The organism is Dyadobacter fanqingshengii, assembly GCF_023822005.2.
In the GTDB taxonomy this organism is placed as follows: domain Bacteria; phylum Bacteroidota; class Bacteroidia; order Cytophagales; family Spirosomataceae; genus Dyadobacter; species Dyadobacter fanqingshengii.
This window is the reverse complement of record NZ_CP098806.1, coordinates 5115222-5133824: the sequence shown is the minus strand read 5'-3', so window position 1 is coordinate 5133824 and position 18603 is coordinate 5115222. Positions and strand designations below refer to the sequence as shown.

The window sequence follows — 18603 nt, the reverse complement described above, 5'->3', positions numbered from 1 at the left end:
ACTTTTTGAAAAGACTTCTATCCATAGCACTTCTAGGTTTACTCTTGTACAACACGTTTGGACTTGCGATTGCCGTGCTATGTTTTGATAAAGAATTTGAAACAGCGGAAACATCCGAAATAGCCTCAAAACGCGAAATTTTAGCACTCCCTGCTCCTTCACTCCCTTACACAACCTCGTGGGAAAATGAAGACGGAACGGCCGGTCTTGTCAAAAAAGACGGTGGGTTTTATAACATTGTTCACCAGAAAATCGTGAATGACACCCTGTTCGTGACATTGCAGTCCAACTCGTCTGCGCGTGAACGGTTCTTTGAGCTAGCGGGCAGTATGAATGATTTGTCGGACAGCGATAAAAGTAAGAAGTCACCATCCGAACGCGCATTAAAATTGCTTAATGACTTGGTAAAAAGTTATTTGCCTGTTGAAACCCGGTCCGAGCTAGCTTGCGAATCCATTCCGCTGGCCAATCTGGTTTCTTTCCGGGACCACACCGCCTTACTCAGATCTTCCCCGCGTTCGTTCGAATCTCCCCCACCCGAACATTCTTAATTCTTCAAAATTAAATATAACTCTGGCTCAGCTTCCTACCCGGAAATGCTGCTGCTATGTTCCATTTTACAATCTGAAAAATTAAGATCAATGAAAAAGATATTTACAATTCTATTTTTGGTGTGCCTTTGCATCACGCAAGTGACAAACAATGCTTTCGCACAAGGGTGTGTGGCCATTCGCGGCATGAGCCATGCCGGCGCAACTTCTGCTGATTTCTTTAAACAACAAAATGGCAAATTCCAGGTTAATGCTGGATATCGTTTTTTCAGGTCATACAAACATTTCCGAGGCGACCATGAAGAAAAAGAGCGTGTGGAGCAAGGAACCGAGGTAATCAATGTGGCGCATGCGCTGGATTTAGGTCTCACTTATCAGCCAAATATGCGCTGGTCTATTTCGGTAACATTGCCCGTTCAGCACAATGACCGCTCGTCTCTATACGAACATTATGGTAACCCGGTTGCATCCAATCCGGAACAAAAGCGCTTTCATACGAGCTCGAAAGGAATCGGGGATTTAAGAATTTCGACCAGTTACTGGTTAAGAGACCCATTGAAAATGCCAAAATTCAATATGGCGATTGGCGGTGGAATCAAACTGCCTACGGGCGACAAAGCTGTGGAAGGCGAATTTCACAAACTGGACAAAGAAGGCAACGATTACACGATCGTAAAACCGGTTGACCAGTCTATTCAACTCGGCGACGGCGCAGTGGGATTTTTCCTCGAAACGCAGGGATATGTTTCCTTTACTCCCAAAACCGCGCTTTATTTCAATGGTTTTTATTTGTCCAATCCCAAAGAGCATAACGGCGTGAACCGCAACCCGCAATCGGCCACAATTGATCCGATTGTTGGCTATTTCGCTGCTGTGGACCAGTTTGCAGCCCGACTTGGTGTGAGCCAGGCGCTAGGCGGCGGATTTTCTGTTTTGCTGGGCGGCCGTGCCGAAGGTGTTCCTTCAGATGATCTGATCGGCAGCAGCAAAGGTTACCGTCGTCCGGGCTACGTAATTTCCGGCGAACCCGGTGTTGCTTACATCAAAAATAAATTTTCAGCTTCGCTGTCCGTTCCTATCGCGCTATATCGCAACCGGACAAAAAGCTATGCTGACAAGCAGGATGTTACCGGCAAAGCACACGGTGACGCTGCATTTGCAGATTACCTGATCTCGTTCAGCGTGAGTCGCTGGTTTTAAACATCGTTACACTGAGCAGGCCGGATTACTTCCAACTTGGAATGATCCGGCTTCCTTCTTCGCTTTCTTCAATGCTCAGATACGTCTGGATTTCCTGTTGCAGGTCCTCGACGTGACTGATGATGCCGACAATGCGGTTCTCTTTTCGCAATGATTTTAATGTTTCAAAAACGGTCTGTAATGCATTTTTGTCCAGCGAACCGAAACCCTCGTCGAGGAAGAAAAAGTTGTGTTTCGAGCCATTCCTGACGTGAATGTGATCCGCCAAAGCCAATGCAAGCGACAATGCAGCCTGAAATTTCTGTCCGCCGGATAAGGTTTTAAGCAAACGCAAATGTCCGCCATTCAGGAGATCCCTAACCCAAAAACTATTGCCTTCGCCCAACTCTAAATGCAGTTGCTGGTGCGTCATTTGGTGGAAGCGATGATTGGCAGCCTGAATCAGATTTTGCAAATAAATGCTCGACGCATAATCCACAAAACCACTGGAACGAAACAACTTGGTGAGATCGTCCAAATGTTCTTTGCGCAATTGTAAACGTGCTTTTTCAGTTAGTAATGCGGCCTTTTTCGCCAGATCTTCGGCCATTTTTTTCAATAACCTGTCCAATCCGCCTTCTTCTTTGCGAAATGCATGGAGGCTTTCCGTCAAAATTTCTTTGGCTTGAATGACCGTTTCGTGCTGCTTAGGGTCATATTGATGTTCTGTATTTTCCTTCAAAAGATTTCCCAGATCCCGCGACGTCGTATCCAACGCATATTTAAATGTTTCGATCGCTTTTCTTTCGGAATCAATATGAATGGGCTTTTGCAGGATTTCCTTCACCTGTTGCTCCGATTCAAAATCGAATGCTTTCAACTGCGCTTCAATATTGATTTGCACATCGGCAAGATCACGCTGATTGGAATCCAATGTTGTTTTTAACGTTCCCTGAGAGCCGGAAAGCATATCTTTTTCTTTCTGAACCGCGTCCAGATCCTTTTCCGATTGCTCAAAAAGGCTGGTTATCTCTTTGTAACTATTTTCAAACGCTGCTATTTTTTCTAAAATTAGTTCTTTGGGCTGTTCTTGGAATTCGACCAGATTCACTTTTTGAAGTTGGCCTGCTAATGTTGCCACTGTGTTCTCAAACCGTAGAATCTCGTCTTTCAAGCTTTGCAACGGCTTTTCGATCTTTTCCGCTTTATCCAGACTTTCAGCTTCAATCCTCGATGACAACGCCTTAATCGCCGCCTCCGCTTCCTTTATTTCCGCTTGATTTTTAGTAATTTCTGCAAAATGCTTTTCAAAGCCTGAACGGTCATTTTTATCAAATTTATTCCAAACGAAAGATTTCTCGTGCTTGTCTATTTGTGTTTTCGCATCTGTCCAACGCTGCTTAATCGTCGCTTTCAGCTTTTCAAGATTGTCGATTTGATTATAAATCCTTTCAACGGGCGCTTGTGATGCGCGAATGGCTTTTTCTTTTTCGGCTAATTTAGAAACTGCATGTTCAGCCACTTTAATTTGTTCATTAACAACATTATCAGCATGTAAAATGGCGGGATGATGCTCCGAACCGCACAGTGGACAAGGCTCGCCGTCCACAATTGCAACCGCATATTGATGCAACGCAAGTTTCGTATGAAGCGAAAGCAATTCACGATTTTTTTCTTTTGTTTCTGCCTCTGATTTGGTTAAAAAAGACTGAATAGCTTGCTGAAAAACCTCTAATGAAGCATTCTCAACAAGATTAAGCGCGAAGCCAGTATTCACTTCATCTATTTTGGCATAAAGCAATTGTTGTTGCGCTGTAATGTCGGCTTGCAATGCTTCCGCTTCCGTTTTTACAGATTGCCGCCTCTCGATCAGCGCGTCACAAGTTGTAAACCAGGCCTTGATCTCACTGATTTCCTGAATATCAGAAAGCCCATTTTTCCGCCGCTCATTTTCCGATTCCTGCTCTCGCTTCTGCCTGGTTAGTTGCGTTATGAAGGCTTCTTTTTCTTTCAATTGCTCATTTCCGCGTGCTAATGCTTCTTTTCTTTTCGCAGCAGAAACTCTGTTATCAATGATTTGAATGATTTTTCCGAGTTCATCCGCCGTATCCAGCAGATCCTCGCGCTTTTCGTATTGCGGTTGCAGGCGGGTCAATAATTCCTGCTGTTTCCCGGCTAGCTTCGTTAGCTCATCCAGCCGGATTTTGTTGTTTTCAAAGATTTTCTGGTCGCGGATAATGCTGGCATTGAGTGAATTCTTTTGATCCAGAATCGATTTGAAATGTAAAGAGCAAGTTTCAAAGATCTTCAATATTGCCTCGCGTTCCTCCATTTGGGGGCGCTCGGTTTCCATTGCCTGCAATTGCGTTTGCAGTAACTGCACTTTTTCAGCCGTCAATTTCAATTTTTGAAATGCTGCTTCCAGTTCAGTTTGCATGCGTAATTCTTCGCTGACTTTCCCGATCTCTACCCTGACTTCTTCCCGCCGCTTTTCTTCTGCCGCCACCATTTCACCCGTCACTTCGCCTAAGCCTGTCAACTGGCCGTCTACATTAGAAACGGAAAGGTCATTTTGTTTGCTTAATGATCCAACATTGCGGCTCAGATCGTACTTTTCGAGCTGGAAAAGTTCTTTCATCATCCGCGTGCGGTCGGCATCTCTCAGCTCGATAAATTCCTGAAAACGGCCTTGGGGAATGATGATGGTCCTGCGGAAATTATCGTAACTCAGCCCGATAATGCTTTCAGCGTTTTCAGTTTCAGGCAATGGCACCCAGTTTTCGTCCTGCCAGATATAGCCGCGCCGGTCAAATGTTTTTACATCCTTAAAATTTTTGCTATTGCGCTTTCCGCGAACGGTGAACCTGTAACGTTCTGCGTTTTTTCCTGCAATGCATTCAAAATCAATGATTAATTCATCCGAACGCAGGTTCATCATATTATAAGTGCGGTCGTCACCCGACTTGTTGAGCCGCTCGGTGTCGCCGTACAATGCAAACGTGATCGCTTCGAGAATGGATGATTTCCCGCTTCCTACTGGGCCAAAAATGCCGAACAACGCCGCATCCGTCAATGCACTGAAATGGATTTCCTGCTCGGTCTGGTAAGAATACAGACCTTTTATTTTAAGATAAATTGGGATCATGTGCTATAAACTTGCCAGCAGATCATCCAGATATTCCCGGCTGTTGCTTAGTCGTGGAACCTTGTTTTGTCCGCCCAGTTTGTGAAGTTTACCCATCCAGGCATAAAATGTGCCTGCGGGGACAAAATGGACTTTGGGCATCAGCAGTGCCATATCTTTGTAACGTTTGGCGTCATAATCAGAATTCACTTCGCGGAGCGCTTCATCCAGCAAGGCAATAAAATGCTCGCGATCGTCAGGCTCTTTGGTGAACTCAATGATCCACTCATGCCGCCCGCGCGATCCGTCGCCCATATAGACAGGCCCGGCTGTATAATTCGCAACCAGCGAATCTGTTTTTTGTGTTGCTATTTTCACTGCATAATCCGCATTCTCCACAATCACTTCCTCTCCAAATGCATTGATAAAATGTTTTGTACGTCCGCTTACTTTGAGCCTGAACGGGTATGTTGAGGTAAACTTAACCGTGTCCCCGATCAGGTAACGCCATAGACCGGCATTGGTAGAAATGACCAACGCATAATTTTTCCCGATCTCCACTTCGTCCAAAAGCAATGCTTTCGGATGCGGCTTGCCCACTTCTTCTACGGGAATAAATTCATAAAAAATGCCATAATCCAACATCAGCAGCATTTCTCCAATCCTATTCACATCATCCTGAATGGCAAAAAAGCCTTCGGAAGCGCTGTAAGTTTCCAGATATAAAACCTGGTCCGATGGGAAATATTTGGTCATAAACAGATCCCTGTATGGCTCAAAAGAAACGGCACCATGTACGAACACCTCAAAATTTGGCCATACTTCCAGCATATTCTTCTTGCCGGTCAGTTCCAGGATTTGGTCCAGCAAAACGATGGTCCAGGTGGGCACGCCCAAAATGCTGGTCACATCCTCCTGAGAGCAAATCGAAGCCATTTTTTCCAGTTTGGTTTCCCAATGGTCCATTAATGCGACGTCCAGTGGCGGCGTGCGCATAAATTCGGCCCAGGAAGGCAAATTCTGCATAATTACCGCTGAAACGTCGCCAATTTGGGTATAATCATCAAAAGGATTCGCATGTAATGTACCACCGATCGACAAGCCTTTACCGTCAAAAACCATCGTATCCGGCCGGTTGTTGATGAGCAGCGTCATCATATCTTTTCCACCTTCATAATGGCATTCTTCCAATGCTTCCGGCGAAACCGGCAAAAACTTGCTCCGCGCATTAGTCGTTCCCGACGATTTTGAGAACCAGTCGATCTGGGAAGGCCACATTACATTGGGTTCGCCTTTCAGCACGCGTTCAATGTATGGGTAAATTTCTTCGTAGGCGGAAACAGGCACCTGATCCTGGAATTCTTTGATCGTCCGGATCTGCCCGTAATTGTATCTGCTTCCCCACTCCGTATATCGCGCCGTTTCAATTAATTCTGAAAAAACGCGCTGCTGTGTCTCAATTGGGTATTTCATAAACTGCTCTATCCTTTCGAAGCGCCGCTTCAAAAACCAGACAGTCATATCGTTAACCAGCTTCATGAGTAATTCAGTTAGGAACTTAGCATTGCAATTTGTAAAAATAGCAATAAAAAATGGTGAGAGAACAGTTTACACGCGTTCCCTCACCAGACATTTTAAGATTGATCCGTTAAGACCTCGTACTAAACTTTCTATAAATAAAGAGCAGTATTACCGCTCCTAAAATAGCCACGAAAAGACTTCCGATGTTGAAACCATCCACGGTGCCGTAACCAAGCATTGAAGAAATCCAGCCACCTACTACAGCGCCGGCAATACCGATCAGAATTGTAACAATGAAACCGCCCGGGTCTTTCCCAGGGTGAATTGCCTTTGCAATTGCGCCTGCAATCAGGCCGACGATGATCCAAGTGATGATTCCCATAAGCTTCGTTTAGTTAATGTTTGTTTTCAACATTAAATAAAAAAACTGTGCCCTTGAAAGCCTATTCGTCATAGAACATGTTACTGCCGCCCGCTTTCCGCTGAATCGTGGATGTAATTTCCTGACTATCTTCTTCTTGCAATGTGCGGGTATTTTTCAACTGCCTGGTAATGCGTGTTCCTGTGATTTTGAAAAGTGCTTCACTGAGTAAAGGATCTTTGGGATTTCCGTATGGGTAAAGAATATTGCCCTCGCTAGCAGCGATATCCGGCGTGAAACCCACATTATAATCGGATTTTTTGTCTTTATTTAAGGATTTAGAAACAATTGGCTGCAATCCCCATTTCACTTTCTTTTTAGAATCGGTTAATGTTACCGAACCCACATTTTTGCCAACCGTTTTTCCACCAACGAGCGTTACATTCATGTATGGTTTCAAGCCGTTGATCAGCAATTCGCTAGCCGATGCCGAACGGGAAGAAACCAAGAAAACAACGTCATTAAGCTGCGAACCAATGTTCTGGCTTTTGCTGGCAAACTTGTCGTAGAAATATGCTTCCCCAAACTTCTTCATGTTTGTCTCCGTAACCTCTGTGTTGTATTCTTTGTAATAAAAAACATCATTGGAAGTCGCCTTGGCGATCAAACTTGCAAGGTTAGTCGCAGAGCTCACATAACCCCCTGGATTGTAACGCAAATCGACTATCAGCGCATTGACATTCGCATTCTTGAATGAGTTGAAAATATCGTCCAGCTTCTTGTCGTACTGCTTGTTATTGGCTTGAAAAGGCTCAGGAATGAACTGATGGTAAACCACATAGCCTATTTTGTTTGCGCCAATATTATATAGTGTATCAAAGAAAACAGGATCTTCCTGCAAAACGATCGGCGTAATGTCGCGTGTTGTTGTTCCTTCTGTCAAAGTCCCTTCCGCATTGATTGTTGCTAATGTATAAGTGAGTTTTTCCTGTGAATTAAGGAGTTTGCTATAATTAGAGCCCGTCAGTTTCTGGCCACTCACGCTGCTGAAAATATCACCTCTCTTGAAGCCGGCCTTAGCCGCCGGTGAATCAGGCAGCACATAAAGCACCACACCCATTACGTTTTGGCTGCCCGTTGGGAAGTAGGTAAGCTTGTATTCCATTCCGGAACCCTTAGACTGTCCTGCCAGCGACGCTTCCAGTTCCTCAGCACTTTCCTGAATCCAAGAAAACCGGTCGCCATCCGGCCGAGCCACAGCATCATAACGATACAAAAGCGATTCGAAAAACGACGCCGGGTCTTTGGAATAGTCCGGAGAAGAAGTCATGTTATCATTCCAGTAATACCAGTATTTCATATTTTCGTAGATCCACTCGTTTGTTTCCTTATCCGTTGCGGGATCTACATTTTTTTCTTTGCATGAAAGCACTGCCGCGCTAATGGAAAGAATGGCCAGTAATAATTTTATTTTCATAAACGGCTATGCATTTTCTAAAAATACCTGCTCTATAATGTCACATGCCTGGTTCATCTGTTCTTCATTAATGACCAAAGGAGGCGCAAACCGGATCTTATTACCGTGTGTTGGCTTGCATAGCAGTCCTTTTTCCATCATTTTATAACAAAGGTCCATTGCGGTATGGCTGTCTTCCGTATCATTGATCACGATTGCATTCAACAAGCCCTTTCCTCTAACGACTTCTATCAGAGAACATTGTTTTTGTAAATCTACAATTCTGCTTCTAAAAAGCTGCCCCATTTTTTCAGCATTTTCTGCCAGGTTTTCGTCGATAACCACTTGCAAAGCGGCCACAGTAACCGCACACGCCAGGGGATTTCCGCCGTAAGTGGAACCATGCTCGCCGGGCGCAATGGTCAGCATTACTTCATCATCTGCAAATGCAGCTGAGACGGGCATGACGCCACCTGAAAGCGCTTTTCCTAAAACCAGAATGTCCGGTTTAACGCCTTCCCAATCGCATGCAAGACGCTTGCCTGTTCGCCCGATGCCCGTTTGCACTTCGTCGGCGATGAAGAGCACATTGTATCTGGTACAAAGCTCCCGAACGCCTTTCAGGTAACCGTCGCCGGGGACCACGACGCCAGCCTCGCCCTGAATCGGTTCGACCATAAAACCGGCAATGTTCGGATCGGATTTAAATGCATTTTCCAACGCTTCGAGGTCATCAAAAGGGATGATTTCAAAACCCGGCAAAAATGGTCCGTAATCGTTCGTGCTGGATGGGTCCGTTGAAGATGAAATGGCTGCTAATGTACGGCCCCAGAAGTTGCCGGAAGCGTAAACTGTTTTGGCCTTGTTAAGCTCAATGCCTTTCACTTTATAAGCCCATTTCCGCGTCAGTTTCAAAGCTGTTTCCCCACCTTCCACGCCCGAGTTCATCATCAGCACTTTATCGAAACCAAAATATTCACAAAGGAATTTTTCACATTCGCCTAGCTTATCATTATAAAAAGCCCGGGAAGTAAGCGTCAGCTTTTGCGCCTGAGTGATCATGGCGTCAATAATTCGCGGATGGCAATGTCCCTGGCTCACTGCACTGTAAGCAGACAAAAAATCCAGGTATTGCTTCCCCTCCACATCCCAGACATGCACACCCAGCCCACGTTCCAAAACAACCGGCATCGGCTTATAATTATGCGCCCCATAGCGATATTCCAGGTCCATAGCCTGCTGTGAAGCATTCGTTTCAATCGTGTCTGTATAGCTCGCCATTATTGATTTATGAGTAAGTCAGGTTGATTTTATATGTTATGTAAAAATAAGGAAAAGAAGGGAAGTTTTGGAGATTGACCCAATCGCCTCTTCGCTTTTAAATGTTTATATTTGTGAAAGAGACGGATCGTTTTTTCGTAATGAAATGATTCTATAAAATAAAAGCAAAGCTTATGAAACTCCAATATATTTCAGACAGCCAAGGTGTTACAACCGGTGTTTATATTCCTATAACAGAATGGAATGCCTTGAAAACCAAATATGCCGACATTGAACAAGAGGAAACAGACAACATTCCACAATGGCATAAAGATGTCGTTTTGGATAGATTAGCAAGCTTCAAGAAAAATCCTGAGGAAGCGATTGACTTTGATACGGCCTTGGATGAAATCGAAAAAGGTCTTTAATGTATAAACTCTTAATCCTTCCATTAGCTAAGCAAGATATTCGGGAAGCTGCAACTTGGTATAATGAGCAGCAGCCAGATTTGGGAAAGCGATTTATCAAGTTCATAAGAAGTAAAGTCAAAAGAATTTCCGAAAATCCGCAGCTTTATCCGGTTCGTTATCATGCTGTGCGCACGGCAGTGGTCGACGTCTTTCCATTTACGATTCACTTTGTAGTAAATGAATCGGATAGGACAATTTTGATAACCGCTGTGCTTCATACAAGTCAGAGCCCGGAAAAGTGGTTTGAAAGACAACAATAATTTAACAAGGCTTGAATCATCCGCTGTTCCGGCGTAGCTTTGCAGCATAATCTCAAGGGGTGCCCAACCGAACGGGCTGAGATCAAACCCATATGACCTGATCCGGGTAATGCCGGCGTAGGGAGAGAAAAGCAACCATTTGATAGGTGGCCCCTGCCTGTTGTAACCAAATCATCGCAATGCGAAACGTTACTACCTATCTGTTTATATTCATAATCAGCACATTATCATTCCGTTCTGCATTTGCACAACGATCCGTTTCCGGTCGTGTTACGGATGCGGAAGACGGAAAACCCCTGCCGGGAGCGACCATTAAAGCCAGCGACATTCGCGGTACACAGACCGACGGCGCAGGGAATTTCAGTCTGCGCAACATTTCCGAGAATATTTCAACATTAGAAGTCTCCTACATCGGTTACCAAACCCAGAAACTACCGTTATCCACAGATAACCAACTGGAAATCAAGCTCACCAAAAGCACTTACCAGGCCGACGAAGTGATTATCAACGCAACCCGCGTAACGGATAGAACGGCTATGGCTTACACCAATGTTACTGCGGAAGCCATTGATAAACAAAACCTTGGACAAGATTTGCCGGTTCTGCTCAACTTCACACCTTCGCTCGTGAGCACAAGCGATGCAGGCGCGGGTATAGGTTACTCGGGCATACGCATACGAGGCTCCGATGCGACGCGTATCAATGTGACTGTTAACGGGATTCCTTATAACGACGCCGAAAGTCAGGGCGTTTTCTGGGTTAATATGCCGGATTTTGCTTCTTCGGTCAGCAGCATTCAGATTCAAAGAGGTGTGGGAACTTCTACCAATGGCTCCGGCGCTTTTGGAGCGTCGGTCAACATTAACACCAATGCATTTCAGGAAAAGCCTTATGCTGAGTTGAACAACTCTTATGGGTCGTTTAATACATTCAAAAACACATTGAAAGTCGGTTCAGGGCTGGTTAAGGAGAAGTTTACATTTGACGCAAGGCTGTCGCGCGTTTCGTCAGATGGTTATGTGGATAGGGCTTCCTCCGAATTGCATTCTTATTATTTGTCGGGTGGATTTTTTGGGAAGAAGAGTTTTGTGCGGGTGAATGTGTTTTCCGGCAATGAGCGCACTTACCAATCGTGGAATGGCGTGCCGGAGGCAAAATTGCGGGGTAACCGCGAAGGAATTTTAAGCTACATTGACCGGAATGGTTTGAGTGAAAAAGATGCACAGAACTTGCTGGATTCGGATGATCGGACTTACAATTCATACACTTACAAAAACGAGGTGGATAATTACCGCCAGGATCATTACCAGATCGTTTCGTCGCATAATTTAAGCGATAAATGGATTTTTAACCTTAATGCTTTCCTCGTTCGCGGGCTGGGTTATTATGAGCAGTCGCGAGTGGGTGATAATTACGGCAACTACAATTTACCCAATGTTGTCATCGGCCAGGATACGCTTACGAGCACTGATCTGATCCGTCGTCGCTGGCTGGATAACTATTTTTATGGCTCCACTTTTTCATTGGAATACAACAGTTTTAAAAAGCTGACTGCGAGCTTCGGCGGCGGTTATAACTATTATGATGGCGACCATTACGGCCGCATCATCTGGGCGCGCAACGCCGGAAATATCGAAAACGATCACCAATATTATTACAGCAAAGGCATTAAGAAGGATTTCAACGTTTATGGAAAGCTATATTATCAGCTGACTCCGAAGCTGAATGCATTCGTCGATTTGCAATTCAGAACTGTAAATCATAACATCCAGGGCACTGATAATGATCAGGTTGCACTTGCATTTGACGAATCTTACTCGTTTTTTAATCCAAAAGCAGGGTTAACCTATCAATTGGCAGATCAAAGCTCGGTTTATGCATCTTACAGTGTGGGAAATCGCGAGCCAAACAGGGATGATTTTACCTCGTCGACCGCGGGGCTATTTCCAAAAAGTGAACAATTGCAAAATGTCGAGGCTGGCTTTCGGACACAACGCGGCATATGGGCTTTCTCGGCGAATTATTATTTGATGAGCTATAAAAATCAGCTGGTTTTGACAGGGCAAATCAATGATGTGGGAAATTCAATTCGCGTAAATGTTCCGAAAAGTTATCGCACCGGTGTCGAGCTGGAAGGCGCAATTGCTTTTAGTAAATCTTTGAAATGGAACGTTAATGCGACTTTCAGCCAGAATAAGATCCGGGATTTTACGGAATATGTCATCAACTACGACACGGGCGATTACAACACGGTCAACCACGGCAAGTCGGACATTTCATTCTCGCCTAATGCGATTGCAGGAAGTCAGCTGACTTACATCCTGAGAAAAGATCTGGAATTGGCGCTGCTTAGCAAATATGTCGGCAAGCAATATCTGGACAACACGTCTTCCGAAACGCGAAAACTCGACGCCTATTTTACAAACGACGTGCGCCTTTCCTGGACCATCAGACCGAGCTGGATGAGAGAAGTTTCCATCAATTTACTGGTCAACAATGTGCTCGATGAGAAATACGAATCCAATGGATACACGTACGGCTATTTCGCCGGAGGCGCTTTGACGCAAGAGAATTTTTACTTCCCGCAAGCCGGCAGGAATTTTCTGGTCGGGGTGAATTTTAGGTTTTGATATGCAGTTTCTGCCTAACTTTGCCGCATGGAATTGAAAAATGATCTTTTGCTCCGTGCGGCGCGTGGTGAAAAAACAGAGCGTACGCCGGTTTGGATGATGCGGCAGGCTGGCCGGATTTTGGCTGAATACAGGGCCGTTCGCGAGAAGGCCGGAAGCTTTATCAAGTTGGCAACAACGCCTGAAATGGCTGCCGAAGTTACCTTGCAACCCGTTGATCTATTGGGTGTTGATGCGGCCATTATATTTTCCGACATTCTGGTTATACCCGAAGCAATGGGCTTGCCATACGAAATGGCCGAGCAGCGCGGACCCGTTTTTCCTGCCACAGTCCACACCATTCAAGATCTTGAAAAACTGCACATTGCAGAACCGGAAACGGATTTGAAATATGTGCTGGATGCCATTAAGCTAACAAAAGACGGTTTGGCAGGCCGCGTGCCATTAATCGGTTTTGCCGGAGCGCCATTTACGATATTCTGTTACATGACGGAAGGCAAAGGTTCGAAGACATTCTCAGTGGCAAAAAAGCATCTTTACGCCGATCCCGAATTCTCGCATTTACTGCTTCAAAAAATAACGGATAGCACTATTGCTTACTTAAAAGCGCAGATTGCAGCAGGTGCAAATCTGGTTCAGATCTTCGATTCATGGGCCGGGATATTATCGCCTGAGCAGTACAACACGTTTTCTTTGCCATATATCAAACAGATCTGCGATGCCATTTCGGAAGCGCCCGTTACCGTTTTTGCCAAAGGCGCATTCTTCGCGCGCAAGGCCATTTCGGAGCTTAATTGTTCGGTTGTTGGGCTTGATTGGAATATGGACATTGCAGAATCACGTGAGTTAATTCCTAACAAAACATTACAAGGAAATCTTGACCCTTGCGTGCTATACGCTTCATATGATCAGATCAGGAAAGAGGTGAAAAGTATGGTGCAGCAATTTGGCACACAACGCTATATCGCGAATTTAGGTCACGGCGTCTATCCTGACACAGATCCTGATAAAGTGCGTTGTTTCATCGAATCCGTTAAAGAATTTTCTTCCTAGTCACTCCTTTTTATGTCTTTACCTAAAACAAAATGCATCTTCCTCGACCGCGATGGAGTGCTGAATGAGGATTGCCCGGATTATTTGTACGATCTGGAAAAACTCGTGATTCCCGAAGGCGTTGTGGAAGCGCTTAAAGCCCTTAAAGAGGCTGGTTATCTGCTGGTTGTCATTACGAATCAGGCTGGCATTGCAAAGGGGCTTTATAATGCTGACAACGTTTACGCTATTCACGAAGCCATGCAGCAGGCGTCCGGCAATGCATTGGACGACCTTTATTTTTCACCCTATCATCCCAATGTCTCGGGCGTTTCGCTTTCCAGGAAACCCGGCTCGCTAATGCTCGAAAAGGCGATTGCAAAATATAATATAGATGTGGAGCAGTCCTGGATGATCGGCGATCGGGACCGGGATATGGAAGCTGGAAGAAATGCGGGGGTAAGAACAATTCAGATTGTTCCGGAAACAGTAAAATCAACAGGCGATTTTGCTGCGGTCAGTTTGTTCGAGGCAGCTAAAATAATCCTTGAAGGTAAATTTCAGACTCTTTGAGCAGGCGCTGGCAAAGTTACTTTTTGCGTAGAACCGTAAGCAGGGCAAGCATGTTTGGTGCAAGATGCAAATGCTAGCGAGCCGCAAATAGCAAGGAGAAGTAATGTCTTTTTCATTTTCCTGTTCGTATAAATATTTGTCACCGCAAAAATATAAAAAATAATTCTTTGAATGAGCGTTTTAGCTTGACTAATAACGAACTCATTCAAAGAACTTTATATCATTGGTCAGATTTTTGTTTCTACCAATTCTTCCTCTTCTTCTATTGGCTGCATTTCCGTTCCGACATTCTTTTCAGGAACAACAAACGATTCTTCTTTGAAACCTAAGATTTTAAGCATTGAATCGCTGTTCTGCTCTTCGGCGAAAACACGTGTAATGATCTTTCCGTCTTCATCCTTGTCTACCAAAACATGTTTTGGTGCAGGAATCAGACAATGCTGAATGCCGCCATAACCGCCCAAAGACTCCTGGTAAGCCCCCGTGTGGAAGAAACCAATGTACTGTTTTTCCGAATCTTCTTCAAAAATCGGCATATACAAGTCGGCGCTGTGCATTTCGCTGTTATAGAAATCCTGCGAATCGCATGTCAATCCACCAAGGTTTACTTTTTGGTATGGACTATCCCAGTTATTGATCGGTAACATGATGTATTTCTGGTTCATGCCCCACGAATCAGGAAGCTGCGTAATGAACGAGCCGTTGATCATATACCAAAGCTCCTTGTCGTTTTGCAGCTTTTTATCAATGATTTCATAAATAACCGCTCCGCTCTCTCCTACCGTATAACTTCCGAATTCAGTAAAAATATGCGGAACCGGAACATTGTTCTTGTTGCAGATCCACTGAATATTTTCAATGATCTCGTCAATCATTTGCTGATAATCATATCCGGCCTGCAAGGAAGTCTGAATTGGTAAGCCTCCGCCGATGTCAATGGAATCCAGTTCAGGGCAAATTTTCTGCATTTCGCAGTATTTGAACATAAACCTTGTTAGCTCACTCCAATAATACGCACTGTCTTTGATGCCTGTATTAATAAAGAAATGCAGCATTTTGAGCTTAAACTTCGGATTAGACTCAATCTTTTCCTTGTAAAGCTGCTGCACATCATTATACCGGATTCCCAGACGTGACGTATAAAAAGCAAAATTCGGCTCTTCATCCGTCGCAATGCGCATCCCGAAATTGACCGTATCCGCTGTCACCTGCTGCTCGTAAGATTCGATCTCTTTAAGGTTATCCAGAATGGGGATCACATTAAATCCTTCGTTGATCAACTCACTGAGATACTGCGTATAGCGTGGCAATTTGTAACCATTTGCCAGGATGTAAGTACTTTTGGTTACCTTGCCCCGGCGATACAATTCGCGAATAATGGGAATATCAAAAGACGAAGAAGTTTCAAGATGTATATTATGCTTTAAAGCCTCTTCCAGCACAAAACTGAAATGGGAAGACTTCGTGCAGTAACAATAAGTGTAGCTTCCTTTGTAATTGTGCCTTTTGAAAGAGTTTCGAAAAAACATGTTTGCATTTTCGATATGCTCTCCGATTTTTGGCAGATAATTGAGTTTTAACGGCGTACCATGTTCTTTGATGATATCCATCAGTGGTACATTGTTGAACAGCAATTCATTATTATCAACGTTAAATTCCATCGTAGGAAACTCGAACGTCTGCTGAATCAGGTCAATGTAGCTTTTCATTGATTTGTTTGTCGCGATAGCAATTAGTGAATTGGAAGTTAATAACTAAGACAAAAGACCCGAAAATTGGTCAGAATATGTGTCATTTCCAAACACCAGTTGTATCTAAATCATTCCCGTTACAACGCATTTTATCTCCTGATTTGCCAAGTTCATACCCTAAATTATCCGTTTAATAAATTTTTGATTGTTCTTAATGGCCATGCCGACCTACATTTGGCGCATTAATTTTCTCAACTTTCATCAACTTAAACCACCAGCCATGCAATTTGTAACAATTCTCTACTTCTCTAACAAGCCAGACAGGCACCATATTTCCAAATTAAGTTGCCTGGCAGCTTTTCGAAACAGTGCCATTACTGTCTGAGCATCAGCGCTTACCTGACACCAGAAAACTTTAAACATTTTGAAAGTTTTCTTAGTTTATTTCATTCGATTATTTGAAATTTGCTCCTGTGAAAGAGCGAATTATTAAATCAGCCCTAAATCTATTCTGGCGCTATGGGATCAAGAGCGTTACCATGGATGATATTGCCAAAGACCTGGGGATTTCGAAGCGTACGATATATCAGCATTATTCTGACAAAGAGGCCATTCTGGCATTGGTGATCCAAAACGAAATTATGGATCAAAAGTGCGAAATGGAGAAACTGGATGAGAAAGCAGCGAACCCAATTGAGCAAATGATGTATGCATCGGCACAAATGCGGGATACACTTTCCAACATGAATCCGGCATTGTTGTACGACTTGAAAAAATATTATCCGACGGCCTGGGAGCAATTTGAAACGTATAAGCATGAATTTCTGCTGAAAAGTATTCGCGAAAATCTGGTTACTGGCATTGAACAGGGTCTTTACCGGCCCGATATAGACGTAGATGTGCTTGCATTGCTCCGTATAGAACAAATCGTTATGGCTTTTGACCCGACTATATTTCCGCAGAAAAAATTCAGCATGATGCATACCCAAATGCAATTCCTCCTCCATTTTCTGAGAGGGGTCTTATCGGAAAAAGGATTTGAATATTACAACACCATAAAAGACAGATCAGCAATTGAAATCAATACCCATGAAAAATGAACAAATAATACGACGCAGCCTGATGCTGCTGGCGATTCTACTCAGCATTGGTCCGCTTCACGCGCAGGACGGGAATTTCTCCCTTGAACAGGCCGTGGATTATGCGATCAAGCACAATTTGAATATTAAAAATGCGCAATTGGATGCAACATCCGCCGAGGCACGCATTGGTGAGATCCGGGCAGCGGGTCTGCCCCAGTTGAGCGCGGCCGTTTCGGTGACCAATAACATTATTATCCCGAGGTTCTTCCTTCCGGCAAATGCGTTTGATCCGACAGCTCCTGCGGACGCTCCTCCTGCTGCGGTAGAATTCGGGATCCCATGGCAAGGGTCGGCATCTGCCAATTTGAACCAGCTTATTTTTAGTGGGTCTTACTTCATTGGTTTGAAAGCAGCAGCAACATATCGCGAACTGGCTCAGAAATCTACAACGTCATCGAAAGTGCAAGTGGCTGAGGCCGTTACAAAGGCCTATTATTCAGCACAAGTTGCTGAGGAGCGCGCCAAGTTGCTGGATCTCAACATTTCACGTGTGGATTCGCTGATGCGTGAGACTAAGGCCATGAATGTCAGCGGATTTGTAGAGCTTTTGGACGTGAATCGCCTTGAAGTGCAGATCAATAACCTGCAAACCGAGCGGCAAAAAGTGCAGAATCTTATTGAATTGAGCTATGCCTTGCTAAAATATCAGATGGGAATGCCTGCTAACGAGCCGATCAAACTGACCGACGACATTAATGCAGTCAATGTGGATGCGCTGAGATCTGAATCTGCTAATGCAGACATCAGTTATGAAAACCGCATCGAATATTCCTTGCTCAACACCCAGGAAAAACTAGCCGGCCTCGACCTGCGCAACGTGCGGAGTGGGTATCTTCCAAGCTTGTCGGCCTCTGTTGGATATGGGTACAATGCTGGTTATGACAAGTTTTCACAACTATTTACCGACAACTGGTATAATAACATGGTGTTAACCGTAAACCTCAACATTCCGATCTTCGATGGTTTTTCCAAAAAATACCAGATCAACCAGAAAAAGATCGCCATTGATAAGGTGAAGAACAACCAGACGCTGCTGAAACAGTCTATCGACCTGGAAAACAATCAGGCAAGTATTAGCATTAAAAATGCATTTGCTACGCTGGAAACCCAGAAACGCAACCTGACGCTCGCTGAGGAAATTGTCCGTGTTTCGAAAATCAAATACAAAGAAGGAGTCGGCTCCAACATCGAGGTGATCAACGCAGAATCATCATTGAAAGAAGCGCAAACGAACTATTTCACTGCGCTTTATGACCTGATGATCGCCAAGGTAGACCTCAGCCGCGCCAAAGGAGAACTTTATACAGAAAAATAAGCATCACATTAACACTAAAACAAAATTTGAAACTGCTA

The 18603-nt window shown here is 44.3% G+C and carries 15 protein-coding genes and 1 riboswitch; of the genes, 9 read left to right on the top strand and 6 right to left on the bottom strand.

From position 1 onward, the window contains the following. The first annotated feature begins 5 nt into the window (after positions 1 to 5). Together NFI81_RS21500 and NFI81_RS21495 are read left to right on the top strand one after the other, a co-directional pair. Positions 6 to 551 (top strand): hypothetical protein, encoded by a 546-nt coding sequence (locus tag NFI81_RS21500; RefSeq protein ID WP_234615079.1) that lies wholly within the window; start codon positions 6 to 8, stop codon positions 549 to 551. Positions 552 to 641: 90 nt separating this feature from the next. Next, positions 642 to 1751, top strand: coding sequence for a hypothetical protein (locus NFI81_RS21495; protein ID WP_234615080.1), 1110 nt, complete (start codon positions 642 to 644; stop codon positions 1749 to 1751). Positions 1752 to 1776: 25 nt separating this feature from the next. On the opposite strand, the gene NFI81_RS21490 is transcribed toward NFI81_RS21495, so the two are convergent. The 5 genes from NFI81_RS21490 to rocD form a co-directional block, all read right to left on the bottom strand. Then, positions 1777 to 4875 (bottom strand): SbcC/MukB-like Walker B domain-containing protein, encoded by a 3099-nt coding sequence (locus tag NFI81_RS21490; RefSeq protein WP_234615081.1) that lies wholly within the window; start codon positions 4873 to 4875, stop codon positions 1777 to 1779. A gap of 3 nt (positions 4876 to 4878) precedes the next feature. Continuing rightward, positions 4879 to 6393: a GH3 auxin-responsive promoter family protein gene (locus NFI81_RS21485; RefSeq protein ID WP_234615082.1), complete on the bottom strand. Its 1515-nt coding sequence runs from the start codon at positions 6391 to 6393 to the stop codon at positions 4879 to 4881. Positions 6394 to 6502: 109 nt separating this feature from the next. After that, positions 6503 to 6757: a GlsB/YeaQ/YmgE family stress response membrane protein gene (locus NFI81_RS21480; protein WP_234615083.1), complete on the bottom strand. Its 255-nt coding sequence runs from the start codon at positions 6755 to 6757 to the stop codon at positions 6503 to 6505. A 61-nt stretch (positions 6758 to 6818) separates the two neighbouring features. Continuing rightward, positions 6819 to 8213, bottom strand: coding sequence for a S41 family peptidase (locus NFI81_RS21475; protein ID WP_234615084.1), 1395 nt, complete (start codon positions 8211 to 8213; stop codon positions 6819 to 6821). Between the two features lie 6 nt (positions 8214 to 8219). Then, on the bottom strand, positions 8220 to 9473 hold the full coding sequence (gene rocD, locus NFI81_RS21470) for an ornithine--oxo-acid transaminase (RefSeq protein WP_234615085.1): 1254 nt from the start codon (positions 9471 to 9473) through the stop codon (positions 8220 to 8222). 173 nt (positions 9474 to 9646) lie between these two features. Between rocD and NFI81_RS21465 the strand changes: the two genes are divergently transcribed. From NFI81_RS21465 to NFI81_RS21445, 5 genes are all read left to right on the top strand, one after another. Then, positions 9647 to 9880 carry an addiction module protein gene (locus tag NFI81_RS21465; protein ID WP_234615086.1) on the top strand — a complete coding sequence of 78 codons (234 nt, stop codon included), beginning with the start codon at positions 9647 to 9649 and terminating at the stop codon, positions 9878 to 9880. Then, positions 9880 to 10182, top strand: a complete 303-nt coding sequence (locus tag NFI81_RS21460) for a type II toxin-antitoxin system RelE/ParE family toxin (RefSeq protein ID WP_234615087.1) — start codon at positions 9880 to 9882, stop codon at positions 10180 to 10182. Before NFI81_RS21465 ends, NFI81_RS21460 begins: the two co-directional genes overlap by 1 nt. A gap of 45 nt (positions 10183 to 10227) precedes the next feature. Beyond that, a riboswitch (TPP riboswitch) is annotated at positions 10228 to 10324 on the top strand. Positions 10325 to 10361: 37 nt separating this feature from the next. Then, the gene (locus NFI81_RS21455) at positions 10362 to 12812 is read left to right on the top strand and encodes a TonB-dependent receptor (RefSeq protein ID WP_234615088.1); all 2451 of its coding nucleotides are present in this window, start codon (positions 10362 to 10364) and stop codon (positions 12810 to 12812) included. Positions 12813 to 12839: 27 nt separating this feature from the next. Further along, complete coding sequence (gene hemE / locus NFI81_RS21450; RefSeq protein ID WP_234615089.1) at positions 12840 to 13865, top strand: uroporphyrinogen decarboxylase; 1026 nt, start codon at positions 12840 to 12842, stop codon at positions 13863 to 13865. 12 nt (positions 13866 to 13877) lie between these two features. Then, entirely contained in the window at positions 13878 to 14417 is a 540-nt protein-coding gene (locus NFI81_RS21445) for a D-glycero-alpha-D-manno-heptose-1,7-bisphosphate 7-phosphatase (RefSeq protein ID WP_234615090.1), read from the top strand. Positions 14418 to 14644: 227 nt separating this feature from the next. On the opposite strand, the gene NFI81_RS21440 is transcribed toward NFI81_RS21445, so the two are convergent. Beyond that, entirely contained in the window at positions 14645 to 16126 is a 1482-nt protein-coding gene (locus NFI81_RS21440; protein ID WP_234615091.1) for a type III PLP-dependent enzyme domain-containing protein, read from the bottom strand. A gap of 455 nt (positions 16127 to 16581) precedes the next feature. Between NFI81_RS21440 and NFI81_RS21435 the strand changes: the two genes are divergently transcribed. Both NFI81_RS21435 and NFI81_RS21430 read left to right on the top strand, forming a co-directional pair. After that, positions 16582 to 17208, top strand: a complete 627-nt coding sequence (locus tag NFI81_RS21435) for a TetR/AcrR family transcriptional regulator (RefSeq protein ID WP_234615092.1) — start codon at positions 16582 to 16584, stop codon at positions 17206 to 17208. Further along, positions 17198 to 18565 (top strand): TolC family protein, encoded by a 1368-nt coding sequence (locus tag NFI81_RS21430; RefSeq protein ID WP_234615093.1) that lies wholly within the window; start codon positions 17198 to 17200, stop codon positions 18563 to 18565. Before NFI81_RS21435 ends, NFI81_RS21430 begins: the two co-directional genes overlap by 11 nt. Positions 18566 to 18603: the final 38 nt, after the last annotated feature.

What these genes read in the sequence shown, in the direction of transcription:
- NFI81_RS21440 (WP_234615091.1), bottom strand. Translation starts at nt 16,126, where the DNA reads ATGAAAAGCTACATTGACCTGATTCAGCAGACGTTCGAGTTTCCTACG.
- NFI81_RS21485 (WP_234615082.1), bottom strand. Translation starts at nt 6,393, where the DNA reads ATGAAGCTGGTTAACGATATGACTGTCTGGTTTTTGAAGCGGCGCTTC.
- NFI81_RS21490 (WP_234615081.1), bottom strand. Translation starts at nt 4,875, where the DNA reads ATGATCCCAATTTATCTTAAAATAAAAGGTCTGTATTCTTACCAGACC.
- NFI81_RS21430 (WP_234615093.1), top strand. Translation starts at nt 17,198, where the DNA reads ATGAAAAATGAACAAATAATACGACGCAGCCTGATGCTGCTGGCGATT.
- NFI81_RS21455 (WP_234615088.1), top strand. Translation starts at nt 10,362, where the DNA reads ATGCGAAACGTTACTACCTATCTGTTTATATTCATAATCAGCACATTA.
- hemE (WP_234615089.1), top strand. Translation starts at nt 12,840, where the DNA reads ATGGAATTGAAAAATGATCTTTTGCTCCGTGCGGCGCGTGGTGAAAAA.
- NFI81_RS21475 (WP_234615084.1), bottom strand. Translation starts at nt 8,213, where the DNA reads ATGAAAATAAAATTATTACTGGCCATTCTTTCCATTAGCGCGGCAGTG.
- NFI81_RS21460 (WP_234615087.1), top strand. Translation starts at nt 9,880, where the DNA reads ATGTATAAACTCTTAATCCTTCCATTAGCTAAGCAAGATATTCGGGAA.
- NFI81_RS21480 (WP_234615083.1), bottom strand. Translation starts at nt 6,757, where the DNA reads ATGGGAATCATCACTTGGATCATCGTCGGCCTGATTGCAGGCGCAATT.
- NFI81_RS21445 (WP_234615090.1), top strand. Translation starts at nt 13,878, where the DNA reads ATGTCTTTACCTAAAACAAAATGCATCTTCCTCGACCGCGATGGAGTG.
- NFI81_RS21465 (WP_234615086.1), top strand. Translation starts at nt 9,647, where the DNA reads ATGAAACTCCAATATATTTCAGACAGCCAAGGTGTTACAACCGGTGTT.
- NFI81_RS21495 (WP_234615080.1), top strand. Translation starts at nt 642, where the DNA reads ATGAAAAAGATATTTACAATTCTATTTTTGGTGTGCCTTTGCATCACG.
- rocD (WP_234615085.1), bottom strand. Translation starts at nt 9,473, where the DNA reads ATGGCGAGCTATACAGACACGATTGAAACGAATGCTTCACAGCAGGCT.